Raw genomic sequence first — 17,773 nt, 5'->3', positions numbered from 1 at the left:
TGCGATATCAGAAGAATATCCAGTCCCAGACGGCTCGTGCGACCGACACCACCGCATCACGCACGGTACGAATCACCTTTTTCAGTGGCGCAGGCAGCAATGACGATGACTCAGCCGTATCGAAAACACGGCCCACAGCGTCACCGAAACTGTCACGGGCCTGCGACTTTACCGGCTCTGTGCAGAGTCTCCCGTGCAGTTGTGTCACCACCGGGCTGGTGGCGCGGTCAGGCAGACAGCGCATCATGGCTGCCACCATATCCTCAATGCCCCATCCAGTGCTGGCGGACACCGCACAGACCGGATGATGTGGTTTAAACATCGCCATAATCGCAGCCTGCTTCGCTTTAAGATTTCCCTGTTGGTGTGTTGAAGGTTTGCTGGTGAGGGTATCCCATTCATAGCAGGGTTCGATTTTGTCGGCCTGGTTAATCACAAACAGTATCTTTTGCCTGTAAGGTTGCATCACACCGAGCCAGAACTGCTCGTCCACGGTCAGTGCCCGATCATCGGCCTTAATGACCCACAGCACCAGGTCCAGCTCCGGCAGCATTCGACGGTACAGGGCTCGGTACTCATGATCCCGTCGCCCGTTTTCACCTACACCCGGTAAATCGACAATCACCAGACTGTGACGACCGCTGCGCAACCGGAAGCGCAGTACGTCGCGAGTGCAGGCGTTCACGTCACTCACCGGTGACACCTCGCCCCGGAAAAGTTCATTGCAAAGAGAGGATTTACCAGCACCACTTTTGCCCATGATGCCTATCACCGGCTCGTAATGGGTCAGGTTCTGGATACGTTCAAGAATAAGCTCGCGAAGCGTAGAGGGAAGCGATGCCAGCGGTTTTTCCAAGGCCTGAAGGCCATCAGTTTTATTCATACAGTAGTCTCAGCGTGAAGAATTAAAAACCCCGCGTTCCAGTCAGGAAGGCGGGGATTCACTGAGATAATATCTGTCTGAAATTATTTGGAATATTAGGTTAACACGTAAAGGAAATTGTGCAATCCAGAACTGAACGATGTCCGCTTAGTGCCAGGAGCGGACATTGTTATTAATAGCAGCAGACGCCAGCCGGACTCTCTCGTCTTACAGCACTTCAACCACTTCAAATTCTTCTGCGATCAACTCCATATCTTTAGAAAAATGACCTTCGCGGGTAAAAAATCGCTGATGCTCATTTCGCCAGTATTGAAGGCTTAAATCGCCTTCACCTTCTTTGCGGGCAAACTCCTCAGTCACATCACAAAAACGCACCAGTCGCATTGAAACCAGCCGGGTCACGCAGACCGGGGCATTCAGGCCATCAAGGATAATGTTATAGCTTCCAATCCTCGGGGCAGACTTTTCTTGCTGGTAAGAGGCAAAGGATCCGCAGGAGGCCGTTTTAATCCCTTTTTTAATCAGGTCCGCAAGCTCGCTGGCCAGTTCCGGGCTGTCTCCCATTTGCCAGGCATCTGCGCCTGGATACTTTACTTTTAATACCTCAACAGTAGCCATTAAGAGCCCTTTTTAATCGTCGATGAAAAATGTCATACAGAGTTTTAACATGAACTTTCCGGACATTAACATTGATGCTTTCCCTCTGCTACTTTGTCCGCTCTTCGCTCAAAGTAGACTGTCAGATTTGATAGTGTGCTGCCAGATAAATCTGTCAGGTCAAGTCTGAGCTAATACACTATATCTCGGCCAGGGCTTTGAGTTCGGCAAGCTCACTCTCTATACTTTTTACCCGGTTGGCCAGCTCCTTCATGGCCTCAACATACAGGGCGCTCATCGCACTGTAGTCCACGGTTTTGAGATCGTTAATCTCCTCTCCATTCTGCGTTGTGCCGGTCCCGCCAGAACTTACAGCAACGGGTAACACTTTTTCCAAATCCTGAGCGATGATGCCTGCGCTGTGCACCGATTCCGATTCAGTCAGTTGGATGCCGAACGTATAACCCGTCAGGGAACAAATCTTCTCCAGAGCGTTACTGACGGGCTCTTTATCGAACTTCACTCGCTCATCCGAAGTCTGGTTCACAGAAATACAGGTAAATGGGAGGTCATTAATGCCCGTAAGTCATGAAATGAATAATACCGTTGTTGCCTGCGTGGACGGTTCGTCATCAACACAGGCCGTCTGTAAATATGCGGCCTGGGCGGCCTCCGCGTTGAAGATATCTGTGGCCCTTCTTCATGTACTGGAAAAAAGTGACCAACCTGTGGTTTCGGACCTGACAGGAACCATCGGCTTAGACAGTCGGGAACATTTTACAGAAGAGCTGGTTCGCATTGAGGGCGAACGTAACCGATTGTTGATGGTACAGGGTAAAGCCATCCTGAAAAATTGTGCTGAGCTGCTGACAGAGAAGGGGCTACCGGAGCCAAAGCAACTGCAAAAACATGGCGCGCTGGACGGGATTTTGGCTGAATTGGGTGATACGCGTCTTATGGTGCTGGGGCGCCGCGGGGCATCTAATCCGGTCGGAAGCCATATTGAGAATGTCATTCGTCTGCAAAAAAATCCTGTGTTAATCGTACCCGAAACCTTTTCTTTCCCTTCACGCGTAATGTTCGCCTATGACGGAAGTGAGGCGAGTCTGGAAAATTTGCGCCGACTTTCTGTAAGTCCATTGTTCTTAAATCTTACGTGCCACCTGGTGATGGTGAATGGAAATTCAGAATCGCTGGATGCAGCTCAGTCTCTGTTGCAAAGAGCTGGCATAACCAGTCAGGCAAGTCTGCTGAAAGCCGATACCGTGGCTAATGCACTGTGCCGCTACGCCAGGGAACACGGGATTGATCTTATGGTCATGGGAGCGTACGGACATTCACGCCTGCGCAGATTCTTTATCGGCAGCAACACATCAGAGATGCTATCTAATAGCAGTCAGCCCCTGCTGATGCTCAGATAAAAACAGGCGGGCCCTGATTTGAGGGTCCGCTTTTCGCTCAAAGCGGACCTGACAACAAGCTGGTCGGTCCGCTCCGTACCAATAGCAGACGTTGTTAAGCTCATGCAGTATGGATTCACGAAGAACATACGTTATTTTTTGTCCTGATTGACTCGGAATGAAAGCTCCTGATGGTTCTCATTTCGCTCGCTGTAACGATCAGCAAGATAACCGGTTTGTCCCTTAAGCTGCACTGTGATTTTAAACAGCTCCTCGGCTACATCGACGGAAATAAATGTTTCTCGGCTATTCTCTAAGGCAACTTGCGGCCTATACAAAAAAGAGCCGGGTTATACCCGGCTCTTTTTAGCTGATTTCAAAATCTTTTAATTCCCCACCTTCAGCAATCAGATTTGAGATCCGCTTCGGCATTCGCCCCTGACCTGACCATGTTTTTGACTCTCCAGTTTCGTCAGTATATCGATACTTCGCGGGGCGGGGGGAGCGCGTCCTTTTAGCCTTACCCAGAGAGCCAATAGCAGCTAAAAGTTCGGAGGGGTCGATACCCTCATCAAGCATCATCTGACGAAGTGTTTCCAGTTTATCGCGGCGCTGACTTTCATTTGCAAGACGTAATGTCTCTTCTTCTCGTCGTTCTATAAGAATAATTTTAAACTTTTCCAGAACATCTTCCAGTACATCTAATGACATTTCACGAGTCTGAGAACGTAAGGTACGGATATTGTTTAACTGTGTTAGAGCATCTGACATAAAGAGACCTTTTAAAGTTTTTTCGTTGTTCAGCAAATACCAATGTCGACGGTTGCTCATCAACACGATTTTTCTTACTGAGCATTTTAATCCGTTTGGGACATATTGTTATTAACGAGGTTTAGACTACTTATATAAATCTCTTATCGCAAGAAAAATTAAGAAGAATGTGCAAGAACTAAATTACAACTCATACGAAATGTCCATGCATTTTTGAAGGTACTTAAAACTATGATGCCAGGAGTCATCCGGAGAGCCTTTTTATATCCTCATAACTTATTGCTTCAGTCACACCTGATGAGATTTAAAATGAGGAGAGACAGCGCCGCCGCTTAGCAAGGTTTTTTCACAAATGGCAAGATGGCACGCAGGGGAGAGACACCTGCATTTTGTCAGAAGGTAGCGAATTACTCTCTCTTTATAGAGGTGTTTCTAAAAAAGTGTAATGTAAAAAAAAGCCTGCTGTTAGCAGGCCATAAATGTTTTCAACTCATTTTTTGTTCGATTCTGATAAATAGGGTAAGTATGCAATTAAACGTGGAGCAGAGAGCATGACAAAAATGCTATAAATATTTCCTGGCCGCATCAAGTATCTCCTGTGACGTTAACTCCCTGTCAGTAGCCACGTAAACAATACCATGATCGCCAGTTAAGGAAGGAAAACCTGCAGACATAATCCGAAGATGTGTTTCTTCACCGTTTGGATATTCCTGCCTGATAGAGGATATACCTTCCAGAACGGTCATGACTTTACAGGATTCAGCATTAAAGAAAACAAGGACTTTAATCATATTCTATTACCATGTTCTCTCGTGGATATTAACTGGCAGATGCCATTAAGGTAAAAGCCATTACGCACTTCTTATTTAACATGTGGTTAGTTTGTGCTTTTAGACTTTTTATGCAGTAGTACTGCACTTCATCACATCGGTTAGCATACTCATAATTTTGAAAAATATGCTGATCAGATATTATGAATAAACGACTTTCATCTGATTTAAGTTATGGATCTGTCTACTCAGGAATAATCCTTCATCGTTATCGCAGACCCACAATGATTTATTTATCGCAAAGTGTTACGTTTGCAGCAGCAGGACCCTTGTCTCCGCGGTGAATGGCGAATTCAACTTTCTGACCTTCAAATAAAGTTTTAAAGTTGTCGCCATCAAGTGCAGATAAATGGACAAAGATATCTTTGCTGCCATCAAGAGGAGAGATGAAGCCAAAACCTTTGTCTTCGTTAAACCATTTAACCAGGCCCATAATTCTAGAGGTCATACTGACTCCGTTATACATGATTGTATTGATAGTAAACGTATAAGATTAAACATATGGACTCAAAAGAGGGGATATCAACGATAGCGCCTGGTAATGAGAACTGCCCGGAAAATTTCTAACTTTCATTAGTACATCGAACTGATGGGATTCATTAAGGCACAGGGAATCGATATAAGCAAATTATCTTTTAGCCGTCCAGAGGTCCTGTAGGGAAAATAAAAGTGGCTGAATGCCATTTTCAATGTATAGTCTTTACGTGTTTTCAATAAGGAATTGACTTGTCCCATAAAATGACAGGAATTGTCAAAAGCTTTGATATTCTTAGTGGTAAAGGCCTCATCATCCCATCTGATGGACGAAAAGACGTTCTGCTTCACATTTCAGCCGTTAACTCTCGCGAATCAGAATTACTCATCCCTGGAAGCCGCATAGAGTTTTGCCGGATAAACGGTCTCAGGGGGCCTGTGGCTGCGAACATTTATCTTTCCTGATTTTCAGTGTGTCAAAATAGATAGATTAAAACTTAACCACATGTGGTACGGTGAAGCTCATTCATTGAAAGGTTAATGGTTATGTCTGTTATCAATTACGCAATGAAATTCTTCAGCAGTGCGTCTACTGCCACTGCTGCCTGTCCTGTTTGTGGCTTAAAATCAGCACAACCGTTGTCAAAAATCCGGCTCAACCAGACCATGCTTTGCCCCGGATGTAAGGCTCTGTTTATCTCCCGACGCTAGCTCGACCAAAACCGCAGAACAGAGCTCATGTCCTATACTTATGTTAGATTCCGGCAGCTGTTAAATCCCTGATGCCTGACGCACATCCTGAGAGAACGTTTCTGAACTGATTTCGCAACTGCTCCTGCGCGCTAATGTCGCATCAGAGCAATGCTATGAAAATGAACCCCAGAGCGTGGTTTAACCGCTCCCGTATTCCGATGAATGCTGCCGAAAACCTAACGTTTTCGGCGAACGATCCTGCAAGCGAAAGCACTCCGCGGTCAGAACTCTTTTCGACTGCCCAGATGGAACGCTATGGTCAGAAGCTGGCACGGACCCATAAAGTATCACCGGATAAACATCCCTATTATCTTCTGAAACGGCTTGGCGACAATGAGGCCGTTATCACCCAAAACTGCTATGAGCTTAATGCAGGTAAAAAGACCAGTATCATGCCCGCCGGGGAGTGGTTGCTGGACAATTATTATCTGATTGAGGAACAAATCCGTACCGTCCGCCAGCACTTGCCGAAAAGTTTTGGTAAAGGTCTCCCGTCGCTGATGTCGCCGCTGAATTGCCCAAGAATTTATCATATCGCATCAGAGGCCATTGCTCACGGTGATGGCCGCTGGGATGCCACCAGTCTGACCAGCTATCTCGCTGCCTATCAACAGGTGACTCCGCTGACACTAGGTGAAATCTGGGCATTACCGGGAATGCTGCGCCTGGCGCTGATTGAAAATCTTCGTCGTATCAGTATGGAAGTGATAAAAGCGCAACAGGACAGAAACCTGGCAGATACGTGGATAACCAGGATTTTCGAATGTGCAGAGAGTGCGCCTGGTGATTTAATTATGGTGGTTGCCGATTTGGCGCGCTCCCGTCCTCCGTTATCCAGCGCGTTTGTCGCAGAACTGGTGCGGCGTCTGCAGGGGCACGGCAACGCGCTGTCGTTACCTCTTACCTGGGTTGATCAGTGCCTTCGGGAACAGGGAGTCACCACTGACATTCTCATAAATAACTTCAATCAACAGCTTGCCGCCAGCCAGCTGTCTGTCAGTAACAGCATCGCAGGTCTGCGATTACTGGGTGAAACGGACTGGGCTGATTTCGCCGAAACGATAAGCGTCGTCGAACAGGCATTAAGAAATGATCCTGCCGGTATCTATCCCCGGATGCACTTCAATACCCGGGATCATTACCGGCACGTAGTTGAGGTCCTGGCCAGAGACAGTGGGCTCAGCGAGCCTGAGGTTGCTGACAGGGTGCTGGCGCTTTCAGAGGAAAAAGCCCCCAATACACTGGAACATCATATTGGTTATTATCTCGCCGGCGAAGGTCGACAGGCACTGGATATACATCTTCTGGCAGACACCTCAAGACTCATACGCTTGCGGCACAGTTTCAACAGAATAACCCTGCTGTCATGGCTTGGCAGCCTGGCGTTGTTGACAACCGCAGCGACCGCGGCAATATTGCACGAAACTGCCATGCAGGGCGCAGGTTGGTTGTTAATCGCGGTGATATTACCTCTGGTTATCGCTTTAACTCAGTTAATGAGTGATTTACTCAGTGACGCAACCACCCGTTTTCGCGTTCCTCGCCCCTTGCCGGGGATGGATTTTTCAGCCGGTATTCCCGCTGACAGTGCCACTATGTTAGTCATTCCCTGCATGTTGACCAGCCACGAAAGTTTCAGCCAGCTCCTCACCAGTCTTGAAGTTTGCTGGTTGGGGAATGAAAACGAAAATCTCAGGTTCGCGCTGCTCACTGATTTTGCAGATTCTGAAAATGAACCCTCGCCGGAAAGTCACGCGCTGCTCAGACAGGCTATCGCTGATACGCAGGCGCTGAATCGGCGCTACCCCTCCGGCCGACCACGTTTTTATCTGTTACATCGTCAGCCTGAATGGAACCCCTCGGAAGGAGTGTGGATGGGCTACGAACGCAAGCGGGGAAAACTGGCGTTGCTGAACAGCTGGTTGCGCCATCCGGGAACGCAATTCGTCAGCGTTGCAGACATGCCGGCCCACCTTTTACCGGATCACATTAAATACGTCATTACCCTGGACAGTGATACGGTGTTGCCGCGCGATACGGCTCACAAACTGGTCGCGGCGATGGCCCATCCGTTGAATACGCCAGAGTATGATCCGGTACGCCAGAGGGTGGTCAAAGGATTTGGTATTTTACAACCCGGTCTTGCGGAGGAGATACCACGTAACGGTCAGGGGCGTTACGCCGCCCTGCGCAGCAGCATACCGGGTAATAACCCCTATACTATGATGTCTTCGGATATCTATCAGGATCTCTTTGGGGAAGGCTCGTTTGTGGGCAAAGGGATTTACGATGTTGATATTTTTATGCAGGCCACTACCAACATCTGCCCGGAAAATCTGGTACTCAGCCACGATCTGCTTGAAGGATGCTATGCACGTTCGGGTCTGCTGAGCGAGGTGTTACTGTACGAACAGTACCCTAATAATTATCTGTCGGATGTTGCACGACGTTCACGCTGGATCCGGGGTGACTGGCAACTGCTTAACTGGCTAAAACCACGCGTCAGAAAAGCCGATGGAACCCGGGTCAGGAATCCGCTGACCGCGCTTTCTTACTGGAAATTACTCGATAATCTACGTCGCAGTCTGGTCGCCCCCTCCTTACTGATATTGCTGTTCTTCACTCTGCTTTGGGTACCCAATCCGGTTTACTGGCTGGGCATACTGTTGCTGATATGGTTGTTGCCAGCCATCCTCTGCATTAGCCACGACCTTCTGCATAAACCTCTGCGTCGCCGCGTGAAGTCGCATCTGTTACTGGTGGGGGCGGGCGCGCTAAAGCGTCTGTCAGGTATCAGCCTTAATTTTGCGATACTGCCGCACGAAGCCGGATATTCGCTGAAAGCGATCGCCGTGACGCTATGGCGACTGGGGATAAGCAGGCGTCACCTCAGCCAGTGGGTCAGCCACAGCCAGGACAGCAGTCAGGCCAGACCCACTGTTGCACGTTTTTATCAGGCGATGTGGCTGAGCGCTGCCGGTGGCGTGGCGCTGACAATACTGACCGGACAATTTGCCCCACAGCTGCTGGGGATTGCGCTACCGATCGGTTTGGTATGGTGTGTGGCACCGCTGCTGATGAGCTGGCTGAGTCGCCAGCCTGTGCGAAAGGTTTTTTCGCCTAATCAGGAACAAAAACAGCTGTTACGCCAGACAAGCCGTGAAATCTGGGCTTTTTTTGAAACATTTGCCACAGCAAAAGAGAACTGGCTTCCGCCTGATAATTATCAGGAAATACCACAACCGACGGTGGCACACCGAACTTCTCCTACCAATATTGGTCTTTCACTTATGGCTAACCTGACGGCATGGGACTTTGGCTACCTGCCTGGCGGAGAGGTGCTCCGGCGCGTGTCGCTCACGCTCGACACGATGGATAAAATGGAGCACTACCGGGGCCATCTCTACAACTGGTATGACACCCGTACGCTGGTCCCCCTCAGTCCACGCTATATCTCCAGCGTCGACAGCGGCAATATGGCCGGGCATTTATTGACCCTGCGTGCAGGCCTGTCCGCCATGCGTCATCAGCCTGTTTTAAGCAACCAACAGATACTGGCAGGACTGAACGATACGCTGGATATTCTGGAAAAACAGTGGGGTAAGAACCCACCTGACAGCCTGAGACTGCTGCGCAAGCATTGCCTGAACGCGGTGTCGCTCTCTCCGCAGGCGCTTTTCAGCGAACTGAAAAGCATGCGCACCCAGTGCAACCATCTGACCAGCGCATGTCATCAGGGATCTCCTCTTCAGATGCGCTGGGCTGGACATCTGGAGCATCAACTGGTTCAGCTTTGCCATGAGTGGTCTCTGTTGCTTGGCTGGTTGCCTGCATCCTGGAATGAACAGACGCTGCCGACGCTGAGCGAGCTTGCCCGTCCGACATTAACCGGTACAGGAACGCCTCCGGCGTCAGTGGCGGAGCAGGCCCGAATGCGACTCAATATTATCACCGAGCTGGAACAGCGGCTGGATGAGCATGCCCGGATGGATTTCGCCTTTCTGTACAGTGAAGCAACCAGTCTGCTCAGCGTCGGTTATAACTGTGACACCAATATGCCTGACAAGAGCCACTACGATCTCCTGCCGTCTGAAATCCGCCTGACCAGTTTTCTTGCCATTGCGACTAATCAGCTGCCTCTTAAAAGCTGGTACGCGCTGGGTCGATTGTTTACCACGATTGATAATGAAACTGCCCTGATGTCATGGAGCGGATCCATGTTTGAATATCTGATGCCGAATCTGGTGATGCCCACCTGGCCCGGCAGCCTGCTCGATGAAATGAGTCAGTCGGCGGTTATGCGCCAGATTCACTGGGGGAAAGAACGCGGGGTACCATGGGGTGTTTCAGAGTCTGGCTATCATGCTTTTGATGTTCAGCATAATTATCAGTATCAGGCATTTGGCGTACCGGGGCTCGGTCTGCGCAGGGGACTTGCCGATGACATGGTTGTCGCTCCTTACGCCACGCTGCTGGCGCTGATGGTTTCCCCGCAGAAAGCTTGTGAGAACCTGTTCAGGCTGCAAAAAAATGGTGCATGCGGAGAATACGGTTTTTATGAAGCGCTGGACTATACCCCCTCACGTCTTGCAACCGGTCAGCTCTATGCGGTGGTACAGTCCTGGATGGCGCATCACCAGGGTATGGCATTTCAGGCGCTGGCTCATGTGCTGCTTGATGCCCCCATGACTGAACGCTTTATGTCCAGTACGGTATTCCGGTCAGCGAGTCTGCTGTTACAGGAGCGCGTGCCGGATGCGGTCGATCTGTACAGTCCGCGCCGTCATTTTGAATCTCATGAGGGCATGGTCAAACCCGTTCGCTATGAACCCCGTATTTTCTATAGCGTGGATACCCCCGCCCCGGATATTCAACTCCTGTCCAACGGCCATTATCATCTGATGTTGACCGCGGGCGGCGGCGGTTACAGTCGCTGGAATGATATTGCACTAACGCGCTGGCGCAGTGATACCACCCGTGATAACTGGGGAGCTTTCTGCTACATCCGCGATACCCAGACGGGAGATGTGTGGAGCAATACCTGGCAACCAACAGGCTACACCAGCGGACAAGACGAGGAAGTGTTGTTCACCGATGCGGGGGCAGAATTCAGACGCAGCTTAGGGGGACTCAGCGTCAAAACTCAGGTGGTGATCTCTCCGGAGGATGATGTTGAATTGCGACGGCTCACACTGATTCATCGTGGTCGCAAGCCTCGCTCTCTGGAGCTGACAACCTATGCTGAAGTGGTACTGGCACCTGATGCCAGCGATCTGGCACACCCGGCATTCAGCAATTTGTTTATTCAGACTGAGCTGGCTCCTGAGCGTGACGCTATTCTTTGCCACCGGCGCCCGCGCTCACCGGATGAACCGGGCCCTTGCCTGTTTCACATGATGGTGGTGCACGGCGATAACCGACATAACGTGTCGTTTGAAACGGACAGGGCAAGGTTTATTGGACGTGGCAGAAACCCTGCGAATGCACAGGCAATAGAGACGGGAGGGATGCTGGGCAACACGTCGGGCTCGGTGCTGGATCCGATACTGGCAATTCGCAACGCCATTATTCTGCAGCCGGGGCAGCCGGTTACGATTGATATCATTTATGGCATCAGCGAGACCCGTCAGCAGAGCCTGGCGTTGCTGGAGAAATATCGCGATTACCCTATCGCCGATCGCGTCTTTGAACTGGCCTGGTCTCACAGTCTGGTGGTATTGCGCCAGATGAACGCCAGTGAAGATGATGCCACGTTGTTCAATAGTCTCGCCAGCGCTGTGCTTTACCCTGTCCAGGAGCTGCGCGCCGAAGGCCAGGCGATCGGCCGCAACCGGCGTGGCCAGTCCGGACTGTGGGGCTGGGCAATTTCAGGGGATCTGCCGATAGTGCTGCTGAGTATAACCAGCGAGGAAAGTATCACCTCAGTGACCACACTGATTCAGGCACACCGTTACTGGAGACAGAAAGGGCTGGATGTTGATTTAGTTATCCTGAATAACAGCCCCGGCGGCTACCAGCAGGGATTACAAAATCAGATTATGGAGTTAATTTATGCCGGGTCTGAAGCCAGTCTGCTGGATAAAAAGGGCGGGCTTTTTGTCCGCAACGGTGAGCATCTCTCCGCTGAGGATAAGTTGCTTTTGATGAGCGTGGCCTGTCTTTATCTTGATGACCGCGCAGGGGGGATTAATGAGCAGCTTAACCAGCGTATTCATACCCTGAAATCGCCGGCAAGGGCATTCATTCCGCGTGCTGTGCGCGAGCGTAATCAACATACGGACTGGAGCCCTGATACCAGTCAGTTATGCCATTTCAATGGGTACGGTGGATTTTCTCAGGATGGGCGGGAGTATCAGATCGTCCTTCGGGAAAATGCGCTTACACCGGCTCCCTGGTCGAACATACTGGCAAATTCTCGTTTTGGCAGTGTGATCTCAGAGGCAGGGCAGGCCTATACCTGGTATGAGAATGCCCATGAATACCGGTTGACGCCGTGGGAGAACGATCCGGTGAGCGATCGCAGCGGCGAGGCATTTTACCTGCGCGATGAAGAGAGCGGGGAGTGCTGGTCGCCGACGGCTTTACCTGTTCGCGGACACGGTGATTACCTGACCCGCCATGGTTTTGGCTACAGCGTTTTTGCCCATCGTGAGAGTGGTATAGACAGCGAGTTGACGGTCCTGGTTGCTGAAGAAGATCCGGTTAAACTGGTGCTCCTGACGCTCAGCAACTCTTCGGGACGGACACGTCAACTTTCCGTCACAGGCTATGTAGAATGGACGCTCGGAGAAACACGAACGCGCTCAGCCCCTCACATTGTGACACATGTGGCCAGAACGCCCGGCGGCTGCGGGGTGCTTGCGAATAACTTTTATGGTGATAATGGTGGCGGCCGAACTGCATTTTTTGCCGTCAGCGGTAATGACTGTTCTCTGACAGGGGACCGCCGGGAGTTTATTGGCCGTAATGGTTCCCTTCACGCCCCTTCGGCTATGAAACTGCAAAAGCTTTCTGGTAAGACGGGGGCCGGTCTGGATCCCTGCGGAGCGGTGCAATCGGCGGTTACATTAATTGACGGGGACCAGAGGACGTTTATTTTTATCCTCGGCGCAGAGGAGAATGATGTTTGTGCTCAGGAGACGCTGGCCCGCTACATGAACGAGGATACGGTCCGCCAGGAGCTGAACCGGATTCATAATCATTGGCACAATGTTCTCGATAAAATCGTAGTTAACACCCCCGACACGTCCGTAAATTTACTGGTTAATGGCTGGCTGTTGTATCAGACGGTCGCCTGCCGTCTTATGGCCCGGAGTGGCTACTATCAGTCTGGCGGTGCATTTGGTTTTCGCGATCAGCTGCAGGATACGCTGGCTCTGAGCCACGCTGCTCCGGACCGGATGCGTGAACAGATAATACTCTGTGCATCACGGCAGTTTATCGAGGGGGATGTGCAGCACTGGTGGCACCCGCCACACGGCAACGGTGTGCGTACCCGCTGTTCCGATGACTATCTTTGGCTGCCGCTTGCTGTTTGCCACTATGTTGAAACGACGGGGGATAGGGATGCACTGGAAATACGCATTCCTTATCTGGAGGGACGCTCGCTTCAGCCTGGTGAAGAGTCTGTCTATGACACGCCGGTCATCAGCGGCACCGAAGAGACACTCTGGTTACACTGCGTCAAAGCTATTCACTATGGACTTCGCTTCGGGGAGCATGGCCTGCCGCTGATGGGGGCTGGTGACTGGAATGACGGGATGAACCGGGTGGGTATCGAAGGCAAAGGTGAAAGCGTCTGGCTGGGCTTCTTCCTGTACGACATTTTGCAGCGGTTTGCAGCGCTGGCGGAGCGCAGGCTGGATGAAAGCGTCGCCGCGATGTGCCGTTCACAGGCTCTGCGCCTGCAAAGTAATCTCGAAGCCCACGCCTGGGATGGGGAATGGTACCGGCGCGGGTATTTTGACGATGGTACTCCCCTGGGATCGAAAACCTCACAGGACTGCCGGATTGATGCGATTGCGCAGAGCTGGTCTGTATTGTCCGGCGCCGCGAGCCCGGGACGGTGCGCAAAGGCCATGCAGGCGCTGGATAAGCACCTTGTGGATAACGAAGGAGGGCTGATCAAACTGTTAACGCCTCCTTTCGACGGACACGGTCCAAATCCGGGCTACATACAGGGGTACCTGCCCGGCGTGCGGGAAAACGGAGGGCAGTATACGCATGGCGCCATCTGGGCAGTGATGGCCTTTGCCCGAATGGGGAATGCCGGACGAGCCTGGCAACTCTGGTCAATGCTCAACCCTATAAATCATACCCTGAATGCGGACTCTGTCGGGATTTATAAAGCTGAGCCTTATGTCATGAGTGCTGATGTCTACAGCGTCGCTCCCCATACCGGACGTGCAGGGTGGAGCTGGTATACCGGTTCCGCAGCCTGGGCCTGGCGTTTACTTACCGAGGAATTACTGGGGATAAAACGTTCCGGCACTGACTTTAGTGTTCATGCCAGGTTACCGGATGAGTGGTCGTCTTTTTCTATGGCATATCAATATGGTGAAAGCCATTATCAGATTAGTGTTTCACGCGGCGATGCAGAATATTGCGTGACGCTGGATGGTGTTCTCCTCCCTGATGACAGAATACCGCTGAAGGATGATGGACAAAACCATACGGTTGAGATCATTCAGAACTGACACTGATCCCGGAGGTGCATTAACGTCTGCCGTTAATGCGCTGATTATCCCTGAGAACATCAATCGCAGTCTGCATGGCGATTTTGTCATCCCGCCTTTTTTGTTTGTCCTGCATGACCTGAAGGTATTCCAGCAAGGTGCGGGTATTAATCGGTCGGCCCTGTTTACCCACAGCCAGCACGGCTTCGCCAAGAATAATTTTCACAGGCGGTAGTTGTGCCGGATACCAGTCAAGGGTGTCTTCTGATTTCATCTTAAATTTCTCACGGAAGGGTAGTGTATCATAAATCAGACGTTCAATTTTCAATATCTGATATCCTGATTCAGACACAACTTAACATAACTTATGCCAGTTATTTTTCTATTAAAGCGTATAATAATCACTCTATTCCTCAGAGAATTATTTATGTCTTATACAAATGGGCTCAGGTATTTTAAAGAAAGACCGGTTCATGTTGCCTGCCCGGTATGCGCACACAGAGCCGATCAGAAAGCAGGTAAACTAAGAAAAGATGCGGTTCTTGAGTGCCCTGCCTGCGGACTGTTGTTCAGGCCTTCAGAATGCTGGTGTATCGGCGGCTGATCAGCTTCTGCCACTTAACGACAGTGATGTCGGGAAATGACAACATTTCTCCTGTACTGCAGTTGTCGAGGGTATGATAATGAAATCTAAAAAATCTGTTTTTATTGAAGGGCATATCCTGTCGAACAGCTGTCACGGACAGGCTGGCCAACCTTTCTGTATTCACCGGGTCAGGTTTAGTAATGGTAAATATGCGATTATCCGGGTGGCTTCAGGGATATGTTTCAAACCAGGCGAAAGTATTCAACGAAACGATTGCGAGTGGTTTTATAAACTTACCAAAATTCGGCTTCTTTCTTTTGAGTACCTTGATGATGATGAATCAAGAAGACAATTTCTTGAGTATCAATGATAAAACCATGGATTTATAACAGAATAAATTTGCTGGCTTACAATTCATCCTGGCTCTTTAAATCCTTTACCAGGCATTTCAAAATTATTTTCTCTGAATTTAGATGGGTTTAAATTGTCTAAAACAAAATGTATCGCTAAAGACGAATTGCCTCATTGTTTTCCTTTTGCGTTATAACCTTCATTAGCATTAAGGAAATTTATGGCACAGACGTTTACTCATAATTTACTTCATCCTCGCCACTGGCTTACCTGGTCTGGTTTGGGTCTGCTGTGGCTTCTCGTTCAGCTTCCTTACCCGGTTTTACATATTCTGGGTTCTGGCCTTGGAAAAATATCCAGACCCTTTCTGAAACGTCGAGAAGGAATTGCGATTAGAAATATCGAACTGTGCTTCCCCGAGATGACACCGTTTGCCCGGAGCCAGATGGTTAATAAAAACTTTGTTTCTCTTGGGCTGGGACTGATGGAAACAGGAATGGCCTGGTTCTGGAGCGATGCGAGAGTCAAAAAATGGTTTGATGTTGAAGGGCTTGAAAACCTGACCGGCGCGACAAGAGGAGTAATGGTTGTCGGGATTCATTTTATGTCCCTTGAGTTGTGTGGAAGGGTAATGGGGTTATGTCATCCTATGATGGCAACGTATCGCCCACACAATGATCCATTAATGGAATGGGTACAGACAAAAGGGCGTATGCGTTCAAATAAAGCTATGATTAATCGCCGTAATTTATCTGGTTTTGTTCATGCGCTAAAAGCTGGTGAAGCCGTTTGGTTTGCACCAGACCAGGATTATGGGTCTAAAGGAAGCGTTTTTGCACCTTTTTTCTCGGTAAAAAAAGCAGCAACGACGAACGGAACGTATGCTCTGTCAAAGCTCGCTGGTGCACACTTAATCACACTTAGCATGATTCGACGTAGCGATAAAAAAGGTTATCACATGTATATCAGCAATCCGTTGTCAGGCTATCCAGGGGAAGACAAGGTCGCCGCAGCGGCTTATATGAATAAGATCATCGAGCATGAAATTCTCCGTGCTCCTGAGCAATACCTGTGGATGCATCGCAGGTTCAAAACGCGTCCTGAAGGCGAAGTCTCTTTATACAAATGAACCACTCTACTTGTCATGAGCCAGAATCTGTCTTTCTTGACACTGCGTATTTGTAAAAAATGCGATAAGGAATTTTCGATCGGATTCATGTTAACGATGGCTTGACTGACAGCCAAGGTTAATCAATCGAACCGGTTCGGATTTGAAGGTCCGTTTTTCGCTCACAGCGGACCTTCAGATCAGTCAGTTTGTACGCTTCGAGCCAGAAGTAAAAGTTCTAACTTCCATGCCTCGGCTACGGTGCTCTGTACGTAACGGGCAAGAGAGAGACAGCTATAGAACCTTGGTCGATTAAGATTCATAACAATACTGAGAAATCAGACGAAGAAACCGCTGGGATCACAACGCTATTTAGCAGATCGCCGATAAGATTTCGCCGCTTGCCAGGCATGTTTCATCTTCTCAATAAACTCCAGCTTCTCTTCAGGTTGGACGTTCCACACATCTATAGCCGCAATAATCATGTCATAACGCATAGAGGTATTATAAGGGCGAAGATAGCCTGCTATTCGTCCTTTTCCTTTGAGATAGTCCCAGAGATAGACTAACTGAATTTCGTCATCACGTGACATCCAGTCAAAATCTGTCAGAAAAAAATCATATTGCTCAAGCCAGCGCTCATGCAGTTTTTTGAAATAAGAGATCTTATCTCCAAGTGAGCATGGCGCTTCATCAATGTACCTCATCACACCATTGATGAGTTCACGCTCAGTTACCGGAGTGGGGTTATACAGAGAGGTACTAGCTCCCGCGTTCAGATAAAATCGGGAGAAAACGCGTTTCGGTTTCTTTGAAGCAGTGGCCTGTGGATTTGTTATCAGGTCCCAATCTATATCGTCCAGGTCAGTATTCAAATTAGAGAAATCAAGATTTGTGAAGATATTATCGTCCATTAAAAGAGAATTAAAACTACCAGAACAACCGACGTCATTCCCCAACCCACCAAGCGTCAGCCCTGCAGATAATACCGGGTATTCAAAAATATAATGGTGAGCAAACCACAATGCTCTTGGTGTACCTTTGAAACAATCAAAATAATCTTTATCAATCAGTAGCAGCTCAGCCCATTCTTTAAGAGTTTTCCGACCAACTTTGATCCTGTCCTGATCGCCCAGGAAATGCCGTTCAAGGATCTCAGAGATTAAACGTCGAAACTGATCCGGCGAATCATAAGTACTCCACTGTAAGGAGTAATCAGTGTTGGAAAGCGCACCAAGCATTTTTAGATACATTATCTCGTAGCGGATCATATCGTAATGCAACATCGTCTCTTCCCTCTAATTCTGGCTCCTGGACACAGATTAGCATGAGCATCTTTTAGGTA

15 protein-coding genes and 1 pseudogene are annotated in these 17,773 nt (G+C 49.4%); 7 read left to right on the top strand and 9 right to left on the bottom strand.

Going from position 1 to position 17,773, the window contains the following annotated elements:
• Nucleotides 1–7 precede the first annotated feature (7 nt).
• From OGX66_RS08980 to OGX66_RS08970, 3 genes are all read right to left on the bottom strand, one after another.
• Nucleotides 8–883: a GTPase family protein gene (locus OGX66_RS08980; protein ID WP_058647036.1), complete on the bottom strand. Its 876-nt coding sequence runs from the start codon at nt 881–883 to the stop codon at nt 8–10.
• Nucleotides 884–1,090: 207 nt separating this feature from the next.
• Nucleotides 1,091–1,501 carry an ASCH domain-containing protein gene (locus tag OGX66_RS08975; protein WP_023299534.1) on the bottom strand — a complete coding sequence of 137 codons (411 nt, stop codon included), beginning with the start codon at nt 1,499–1,501 and terminating at the stop codon, nt 1,091–1,093.
• Nucleotides 1,502–1,679: 178 nt separating this feature from the next.
• Nucleotides 1,680–2,027: a tail fiber domain-containing protein gene (locus tag OGX66_RS08970; RefSeq protein WP_157908882.1), complete on the bottom strand. Its 348-nt coding sequence runs from the start codon at nt 2,025–2,027 to the stop codon at nt 1,680–1,682.
• A 46-nt stretch (nt 2,028–2,073) separates the two neighbouring features.
• On the opposite strand from OGX66_RS08970, the gene OGX66_RS08965 reads away from it, so the two are divergent.
• The gene (locus tag OGX66_RS08965) at nt 2,074–2,901 is read left to right on the top strand and encodes a universal stress protein (RefSeq protein ID WP_089587128.1); all 828 of its coding nucleotides are present in this window, start codon (nt 2,074–2,076) and stop codon (nt 2,899–2,901) included.
• 131 nt (nt 2,902–3,032) lie between these two features.
• Here the strand turns inward: OGX66_RS08965 and OGX66_RS08960 are convergent.
• From OGX66_RS08960 to OGX66_RS08945, 4 genes and pseudogenes are all read right to left on the bottom strand, one after another.
• Nucleotides 3,033–3,167: pseudogene (locus OGX66_RS08960) on the bottom strand (arsenical resistance protein ArsH); the annotation flags it as partial.
• 79 nt (nt 3,168–3,246) lie between these two features.
• Nucleotides 3,247–3,651: an H-NS family histone-like protein gene (locus OGX66_RS08955; protein WP_171279038.1), complete on the bottom strand. Its 405-nt coding sequence runs from the start codon at nt 3,649–3,651 to the stop codon at nt 3,247–3,249.
• 563 nt (nt 3,652–4,214) lie between these two features.
• Entirely contained in the window at nt 4,215–4,442 is a 228-nt protein-coding gene (locus OGX66_RS08950) for a hypothetical protein (RefSeq protein ID WP_010434226.1), read from the bottom strand.
• A 268-nt stretch (nt 4,443–4,710) separates the two neighbouring features.
• Nucleotides 4,711–4,929: a cold shock domain-containing protein gene (locus OGX66_RS08945; RefSeq protein ID WP_000203924.1), complete on the bottom strand. Its 219-nt coding sequence runs from the start codon at nt 4,927–4,929 to the stop codon at nt 4,711–4,713.
• Between the two features lie 278 nt (nt 4,930–5,207).
• On the opposite strand from OGX66_RS08945, the gene cspF reads away from it, so the two are divergent.
• From cspF to OGX66_RS08930, 3 genes are all read left to right on the top strand, one after another.
• Entirely contained in the window at nt 5,208–5,420 is a 213-nt protein-coding gene (cspF, locus tag OGX66_RS08940) for a cold shock-like protein CspF (RefSeq protein ID WP_001446195.1), read from the top strand.
• 75 nt (nt 5,421–5,495) lie between these two features.
• Nucleotides 5,496–5,666: a YnfU family zinc-binding protein gene (locus tag OGX66_RS08935; RefSeq protein WP_353655293.1), complete on the top strand. Its 171-nt coding sequence runs from the start codon at nt 5,496–5,498 to the stop codon at nt 5,664–5,666.
• Nucleotides 5,667–5,821: 155 nt separating this feature from the next.
• Nucleotides 5,822–14,404, top strand: coding sequence for a glycoside hydrolase family 94 protein (locus OGX66_RS08930; RefSeq protein WP_286511413.1), 8,583 nt, complete (start codon nt 5,822–5,824; stop codon nt 14,402–14,404).
• 19 nt (nt 14,405–14,423) lie between these two features.
• Here the strand turns inward: OGX66_RS08930 and OGX66_RS08925 are convergent, their stop codons facing one another.
• Nucleotides 14,424–14,657: a YnaE/YdfK family cold shock protein gene (locus tag OGX66_RS08925; RefSeq protein ID WP_004132711.1), complete on the bottom strand. Its 234-nt coding sequence runs from the start codon at nt 14,655–14,657 to the stop codon at nt 14,424–14,426.
• A 93-nt stretch (nt 14,658–14,750) separates the two neighbouring features.
• Between OGX66_RS08925 and OGX66_RS24535 the strand changes: the two genes are divergently transcribed.
• The 3 genes from OGX66_RS24535 to lpxP all read left to right on the top strand — a co-directional run bounded on the left by OGX66_RS24535 (nt 14,751) and on the right by lpxP (nt 16,449).
• A complete protein-coding gene (locus tag OGX66_RS24535) occupies nt 14,751–14,987 on the top strand; it encodes a YnfU family zinc-binding protein (protein WP_350360144.1) in 237 nt (78 codons plus the stop codon).
• A 79-nt stretch (nt 14,988–15,066) separates the two neighbouring features.
• The gene (locus OGX66_RS08920; protein ID WP_171279005.1) at nt 15,067–15,339 is read left to right on the top strand and encodes a hypothetical protein; all 273 of its coding nucleotides are present in this window, start codon (nt 15,067–15,069) and stop codon (nt 15,337–15,339) included.
• A gap of 201 nt (nt 15,340–15,540) precedes the next feature.
• Nucleotides 15,541–16,449, top strand: a complete 909-nt coding sequence (gene lpxP / locus OGX66_RS08915; protein ID WP_015705671.1) for a kdo(2)-lipid IV(A) palmitoleoyltransferase — start codon at nt 15,541–15,543, stop codon at nt 16,447–16,449.
• Between the two features lie 347 nt (nt 16,450–16,796).
• On the opposite strand, the gene OGX66_RS08910 is transcribed toward lpxP, so the two are convergent.
• On the bottom strand, nt 16,797–17,714 hold the full coding sequence (locus tag OGX66_RS08910; RefSeq protein WP_049047836.1) for a hypothetical protein: 918 nt from the start codon (nt 17,712–17,714) through the stop codon (nt 16,797–16,799).
• Nucleotides 17,715–17,773: the final 59 nt, after the last annotated feature.

The organism is Citrobacter sp. Cf072 (assembly GCF_030334485.1).
Lineage (GTDB): Bacteria > Pseudomonadota > Gammaproteobacteria > Enterobacterales > Enterobacteriaceae > Citrobacter > Citrobacter freundii.
The sequence above is the reverse complement of the archived record's forward strand: the minus strand, read 5'-3'. Positions and strand labels throughout refer to the sequence as shown.

Coding starts and splice junctions, on each gene's coding strand:
- OGX66_RS08980 (WP_058647036.1), bottom strand. CDS start 883: ATGAATAAAACTGATGGCCTTCAGGCCTTGGAAAAACCGCTGGCATCG.
- OGX66_RS08975 (WP_023299534.1), bottom strand. CDS start 1,501: ATGGCTACTGTTGAGGTATTAAAAGTAAAGTATCCAGGCGCAGATGCC.
- OGX66_RS08965 (WP_089587128.1), top strand. CDS start 2,074: ATGAATAATACCGTTGTTGCCTGCGTGGACGGTTCGTCATCAACACAG.
- OGX66_RS08955 (WP_171279038.1), bottom strand. CDS start 3,651: ATGTCAGATGCTCTAACACAGTTAAACAATATCCGTACCTTACGTTCT.
- OGX66_RS08950 (WP_010434226.1), bottom strand. CDS start 4,442: ATGATTAAAGTCCTTGTTTTCTTTAATGCTGAATCCTGTAAAGTCATG.
- OGX66_RS08945 (WP_000203924.1), bottom strand. CDS start 4,929: ATGACCTCTAGAATTATGGGCCTGGTTAAATGGTTTAACGAAGACAAA.
- OGX66_RS08935 (WP_353655293.1), top strand. CDS start 5,496: ATGGTTATGTCTGTTATCAATTACGCAATGAAATTCTTCAGCAGTGCG.
- OGX66_RS08930 (WP_286511413.1), top strand. CDS start 5,822: ATGAAAATGAACCCCAGAGCGTGGTTTAACCGCTCCCGTATTCCGATG.
- OGX66_RS08925 (WP_004132711.1), bottom strand. CDS start 14,657: ATGAAATCAGAAGACACCCTTGACTGGTATCCGGCACAACTACCGCCT.
- OGX66_RS24535 (WP_350360144.1), top strand. CDS start 14,751: ATGCCAGTTATTTTTCTATTAAAGCGTATAATAATCACTCTATTCCTC.
- OGX66_RS08920 (WP_171279005.1), top strand. CDS start 15,067: ATGAAATCTAAAAAATCTGTTTTTATTGAAGGGCATATCCTGTCGAAC.
- lpxP (WP_015705671.1), top strand. CDS start 15,541: ATGGCACAGACGTTTACTCATAATTTACTTCATCCTCGCCACTGGCTT.
- OGX66_RS08910 (WP_049047836.1), bottom strand. CDS start 17,714: ATGTTGCATTACGATATGATCCGCTACGAGATAATGTATCTAAAAATG.